The sequence below is a fragment of the Coprococcus eutactus genome (genome assembly GCF_001404675.1).
Classification (GTDB): Bacteria; Bacillota; Clostridia; order Lachnospirales; family Lachnospiraceae; genus Coprococcus; species Coprococcus aceti.
Genome location: NZ_CYXU01000013.1, coordinates 5,322 through 10,611 on the forward strand (window position 1 = coordinate 5,322; position 5,290 = coordinate 10,611).

Sequence of the window (5,290 nt, forward strand, 5' to 3'; positions counted from 1 at the left end):
TAATATTACTAGTACAGCTGACAATATGCCTGCTACTGAAATACCTACTACATTTAAAATTGATTTGGATGGAAACATTAATTATGTGAATTCTGAAACAGGAACGAACACATTATGGACAAATTCAAATGCAACCAAACATATGGGTGAGTATGTAAGTAGATTTGGAGACGAGAGTTGGAGCATTGGAACTAGAAGCCAAGTGATGTTAGAAAGTTATTCTGCATCACTGAATAAAGCGATGGAGACGATAGGCACAGAGGCACCTGGAAGATATTTTGGTACATATGGTAATTGGGAACTTGGTATTAATACTGAAACTGGTGTAGTATATCATGCAAGGATGATTAATTAGAAAGGCGAAAAAGGTGAAGTTTGAAAAAGTATTTAATAATAAAAAATATATTCGAAAAATAGAAGGTATGGGAGAGGGGCTTGTTTTATTTGAAATATCAGTTATTGATAAAAGAATAGGACAAAACTACCATTTGTTTTATGAGGATAAGCGCAAGCCTCCGTTGGACATAGCAATTAATCCAGAAGATGGAATGATAGAGTATGTTAGCTATTTTGTTCAAGATGAAATAATTAATAATATTAGTGATATTCCCGTAATTATAAATGAGGGTATGGGAATTAGTATATGTAATAAGGATTTCAATGAGAACAATATGAATGTTACCTTAGATGGGAAATTTAAAATCTGGAAGTCAGAAAATGCAATTTTAATATTAAGAGATGATATTGAAGAGTGTGTTCTAAATGCATATAGGATTAATGATTCAAATAATTTATTGTTTTTAGACGATTATTTCGTTGGGATAGAATTTAAAAATTTGAATCAAGAAGAAATGAAAGAAATTAAGAATTCGAAATGTTTATTATAAAATATTGTTTTTAAATTATTAGATTAAAGGAGCAGTTTTAAAGATATTTCAACAAATAGGATGGTATATTTATAATCCACAGGAGAAGCCCCAATATTTGCCAATTGGTGAAGACGAAGAGTATGATTGGAAACGTGACGAGATAGAAGACATGGTTTTAGTCAATAGATAACATCAAAATGAGAAAAACTAAATGATTGCTGACAAAAACAATGGGTGATGTGATACTATTGTTTGACAATAATGTAAAGGAAAAGGTGTTGTGTCGCAGGAAGATGATGTTGGAGCTGCGGGCGTTGGAGAAGCTGCGAAAGATAGCAGAGATGAGCTTGAAGACATTTTAAAAGCACTTGAAGCTGGTGATTCTGACAAGCATGGACCCAATATGAAGATCATTATAGGTGTAATAGCTGGGATCGTATTGGTTTCAGTTGTGTTAATCATTATAATGGTTAACAGGAAATCTGTTGTGCCTGATTTTGTTGGGCACACGACGGCAGAGGCAAAACAAATTGCCGGAGAGGCTGGTGTAACGCTTGAGGAGAAAAAAGAATACAGTTCTGAGGTAGAAGAAGGATGCGTTATCTCACAGGATATAGCCAAGGGAATGAAGGTGAAACGTAAGGCTTCAGTTGGAATAACGGTCAGTAAAGGCAAGGTGATGACAGTTGTGCCGGAATTTGTTGGTGAAACTCTGGATGATGCCAGAGCTATGGCTACAGAGGCTGGTATAGAGCTTGAAGAGAGAAGATAAGGTACACAAGTTCAAACGAGAATGTACTCAAGGTCAATGACAGAGGAGTCATAACAGCCACAAAAACGGGTACAGCCCAAATAACAATATGCGCTAATAATAAGACAAAGTCAAATTATAAGCCATGTTCGAAAACAATCACTGTTAAGGTAAGAAAGTCTCAGAGCATACAGATAAAGAGCAAAAAGACACAATATAACTATAAGAAGGGCGTGAAGAGAAGCACAGGAGCTTCAGCAAAGGGCGGAGTCAGACTTACATATAGTTCATCCAATCCTAAGGTTAATTCCAGAAAAACCTACGTGGGAGATATTCAAGAGGCGTGCTTTTATATGTAGACTTGGGCAAGCTTGAAGATGAACCTTACAGATTATCAAAGATATATGATACACTTGGACAGTATATTGATGATATCAGACGTCAGAGAGATATAATATACATAAGCAAGATGGCGGAATCCCTGGATATATCATCCCTGGACAGATATCGTGCTCAACTGGTAGACGAATATGATCGGCTTGGAACTCTGAAGAAGATTCTGGATGAGGCATACGATCTGTATAAAGAATGTAATGAAAAATTTGAGGCATCTGGACAGACTCTGTGCAACCTATATGCTGAAACTCCATGGTATGAGACCAGTGAAGGAAAGCTGGCTATAGGCATAGGCGTGCTTGTGGTTACTGCTGCAGTGGCGATAGTCTGCCCTGCTGTACTGGGAGCTACGGCAGCTGCAGTGACACAGTCTGTAGCGACATCGGCTATTATTGGTGCAGCTACGTCAGGTGTCATGAATGGAATAGCTTCCATGAATTCCGGCAAATCATTTTACGATGGATTTGCAAGTGGTTTTGAATCTGGAGCAATATTGGGTGCAATCAGTGGTGGATTAGGAGCCGGGATATCGGCAGTTGCAACCGGGGCAGAACTGACAGTAGGAAGAATAGTGGCAGTAAAAGCTGTGAATATGATATCTGATGCGACTGTAGATACTGTGGTATATGCATATCATTCAGACAAGTACGATAAGAGTATTACTGGTGTAGACATAGTCAAGACTTGGGCAGCGAGTGCTGTAACATCGCTTGTTATGCAGTCGATTATGGATGAATGTAATGATAGGACTCAATCACCAGATAAGAACAGTAATTCAATTAATTTTAAGAATTCGTTGGATAATCAAAGTAAAGCTAATAGTAATAAGCCCACAAATACAGTCACATATAGACGTGTTCAAGGAGGAACTGGAGACAAAGCAAGTCAACAGAGAATATTAATTGATAGTGAAGGAAATGTATATATAAATAAGAAAAATGTAAATTTGAATGTTAGTGTGGATAACGGAGAGCATTCGCAGTATTATATAGAAAATAAACGACCTGGTGCTGATATTTATGAATTTGAAGTTCCTAAATGGTTAGATGATATGGTAAACGAGTATATCGTGCCGGAAAAGAATTATAGAACAAATCCTTTAAATCAGGGGAGATGTGCGCCAAAGCTAAATGATCCCACAACTCCTGGAAGATGCATAGAATTTCCTGCACCGTGGATTGAATGGATTGAGGAATATGCTACAAATGGAAGAATAATAGCAGGAGGGGGGTAGGTGAAAGATAAGAAATAGAATAAGGTAAGCTTAAAATTGTTGAAAAAAATAATTGGAGGATTGGTTTAATGAAAAAAACGATTTCGATAATGACAGAGGAGTTTGTAAATGAAAAAACAGGCGAAAGCGTAGAGGGTATAACTATAATGATTGATGGAGTTATAAAAGATTTATTTGATATTATTAAGCATGAAAAAAAAGAATACAGCGATAACGTAAGTATAGTTCAGGATGCTTTAATGAAAGGTTTAGAAGAAATAAAAAATACTATATAAGCTAAGGTAATTATCATAGAATTTGCGATTTGCAAAAATACATTGTTTCCATAACAATTAGTATAGTGGAAACAATGTATTTTTTATAGTAACATGAGAAAAAAACATGCTGATTGACTATGTTGGACACACTACGTCAGAGGCAAAACAAATTGCTGGAGAAACAGGTGTAACACATGAGGAGAAAAATACGTATTTAAAGAATCGCAGATATTATTTTGATGCTGTTACCAAAACAATGGTTAGAAGTATGTCGGTTTTAGATAGTGGAACAATAGATGGAATGGCTACGGATGAAAATGGGAAGGCTTTAATATTACTGATATCAGATCATCTTGATTGGAAAAATGAGTATGATCATTTACTAAGACTACAAGAAAAAATAAATTCTTATATTACATTCTGCGAGGAACATCAATATAACGAATTTTATGAAGAAGATTTAATAGAATATGCTGTTTTTGAAATCCATTTTAAGTATGAACCAACAAAAAAGGCTATGGATTTTTTAGAACAAGTACAGCGGCAAGTAAATGAACTCGGAATAACAATCGAATGCCATATATAGAATGGGTATTCGTGAGAGAATGCATTGTTCTCATAGCAATTAATGCGTAGGAAACAATGCATTTTTATAATCAAATAGAGAAAAACTAAATGAATGCTGATAAAAAAATAGACGATGCAATACTATTGTTTGATGATGCCATAAAGGAGATGGTGTTGTGTCGCAGGAAGATGATGTTGGAGCTGCGAGTGTGGGAGAAGATGCGAAGGATAGCAGAGATGAGCTTGAAGACATTTTAAAAGCGCTTGAAGTTGGTGGTTGCTAACTTAGATATAGCGCTGTCGTTTGCACCGACAGACTTATGTGCGAGAACTCTTAATTCTTTGACCTGCTCTTTGGTAAAGTGTCCGTGCGAGTCCACTTTGAGCAGATTTGCCAGATGAGTCATATGCATGGAAGCTATCAGCGTCGTTTGTGAATTTGAACGGCTCAATGAGTATTTCATCGTCCGATGAAATTGTAGCGGCGAAATGGTTGAGTTTGGCAATATCAATGCCTACAAAAATTTTCATGAGGTTGTACCCTTTTATAAAGTCTGATACCATGATGTCCACCATCGATTATCATCGTAGACTTGATAGAAATAAGTAATCGGAGTGAAAAACACTCCAGTTGAGTAGTCAAGCTACAGAAAAAATGAAAAGTTCATAGTATATGAATTGTATTGAATCAAGACATTAAAAGAAATATGTGATAATTATCTTTCTAATGTTGGATTTCAGGATCCGGAGGAGTTTGAATTTGTTGACAAATACCTGAATGAGGGGATTAATGGACAATAGAGGAGTTCTTTTGTATGTAGATCTTGGCAGGCTTGAAGATGAACCTTACAGATTGTCAAAGATATATGATACACTTGGACAGTATATTGATGATATCAGACGTCAGAGAGATATAATACACATAAGCAAGATGGCGGAATCTCTGGATATATCATCCCTGGACAGACCCTGTGCAACCTATATGCTGAAACTCCATGGTATGAGACCAGTGAAGGAAAGCTGGCTATAGGCATAGGCGTGCTTGTGGTTACTGCTGCAGTAGCGATAGTCTGCCCTGCTGTATTAGGGGCGGCGGCCGCCACGGTAACACAGTCTATAGCGACATCTGCCCTCGTGGGATCAGCAATATCTGGTATAATGAATGGCGCTGCATCAGTGAAAGCAGGAAAGTCGTTTTTTGATGGATTTGCAAGTG

The 5,290-nt window shown here is 36.8% G+C and carries 9 protein-coding genes; all 9 read left to right on the top strand.

The window, feature by feature from the left end; translation table 11 throughout:
- Positions 1-355: hypothetical protein (locus tag ARA78_RS13435; RefSeq protein ID WP_207641808.1), on the top strand; the 355-nt coding region annotated here is incomplete at its 5' end.
- A gap of 13 nt (positions 356-368) precedes the next feature.
- Positions 369-887 (top strand): hypothetical protein, encoded by a 519-nt coding sequence (locus ARA78_RS13440; RefSeq protein ID WP_055224723.1) that lies wholly within the window; start codon positions 369-371, stop codon positions 885-887.
- Positions 888-1,149: 262 nt separating this feature from the next.
- Positions 1,150-1,641, top strand: coding sequence for a PASTA domain-containing protein (locus tag ARA78_RS13445; RefSeq protein ID WP_055224721.1), 492 nt, complete (start codon positions 1,150-1,152; stop codon positions 1,639-1,641).
- Positions 1,642-1,853: 212 nt separating this feature from the next.
- Positions 1,854-1,979, top strand: a complete 126-nt coding sequence (locus tag ARA78_RS14425; protein WP_262563550.1) for a hypothetical protein — start codon at positions 1,854-1,856, stop codon at positions 1,977-1,979.
- A gap of 2 nt (positions 1,980-1,981) precedes the next feature.
- Positions 1,982-3,250, top strand: coding sequence for a hypothetical protein (locus ARA78_RS13450; RefSeq protein WP_055224719.1), 1,269 nt, complete (start codon positions 1,982-1,984; stop codon positions 3,248-3,250).
- Positions 3,251-3,318: 68 nt separating this feature from the next.
- The gene (locus ARA78_RS13455) at positions 3,319-3,525 is read left to right on the top strand and encodes a hypothetical protein (protein WP_055148043.1); all 207 of its coding nucleotides are present in this window, start codon (positions 3,319-3,321) and stop codon (positions 3,523-3,525) included.
- Positions 3,526-3,631: 106 nt separating this feature from the next.
- Positions 3,632-4,093 carry a DUF6572 domain-containing protein gene (locus ARA78_RS13460; RefSeq protein WP_015533328.1) on the top strand — a complete coding sequence of 154 codons (462 nt, stop codon included), beginning with the start codon at positions 3,632-3,634 and terminating at the stop codon, positions 4,091-4,093.
- A gap of 89 nt (positions 4,094-4,182) precedes the next feature.
- Positions 4,183-4,332 carry a hypothetical protein gene (locus tag ARA78_RS13975; protein ID WP_156327940.1) on the top strand — a complete coding sequence of 50 codons (150 nt, stop codon included), beginning with the start codon at positions 4,183-4,185 and terminating at the stop codon, positions 4,330-4,332.
- A gap of 532 nt (positions 4,333-4,864) precedes the next feature.
- Positions 4,865-5,104, top strand: coding sequence for a hypothetical protein (locus ARA78_RS13470; protein WP_055273672.1), 240 nt, complete (start codon positions 4,865-4,867; stop codon positions 5,102-5,104).
- Positions 5,105-5,290 lie beyond the last annotated feature (186 nt).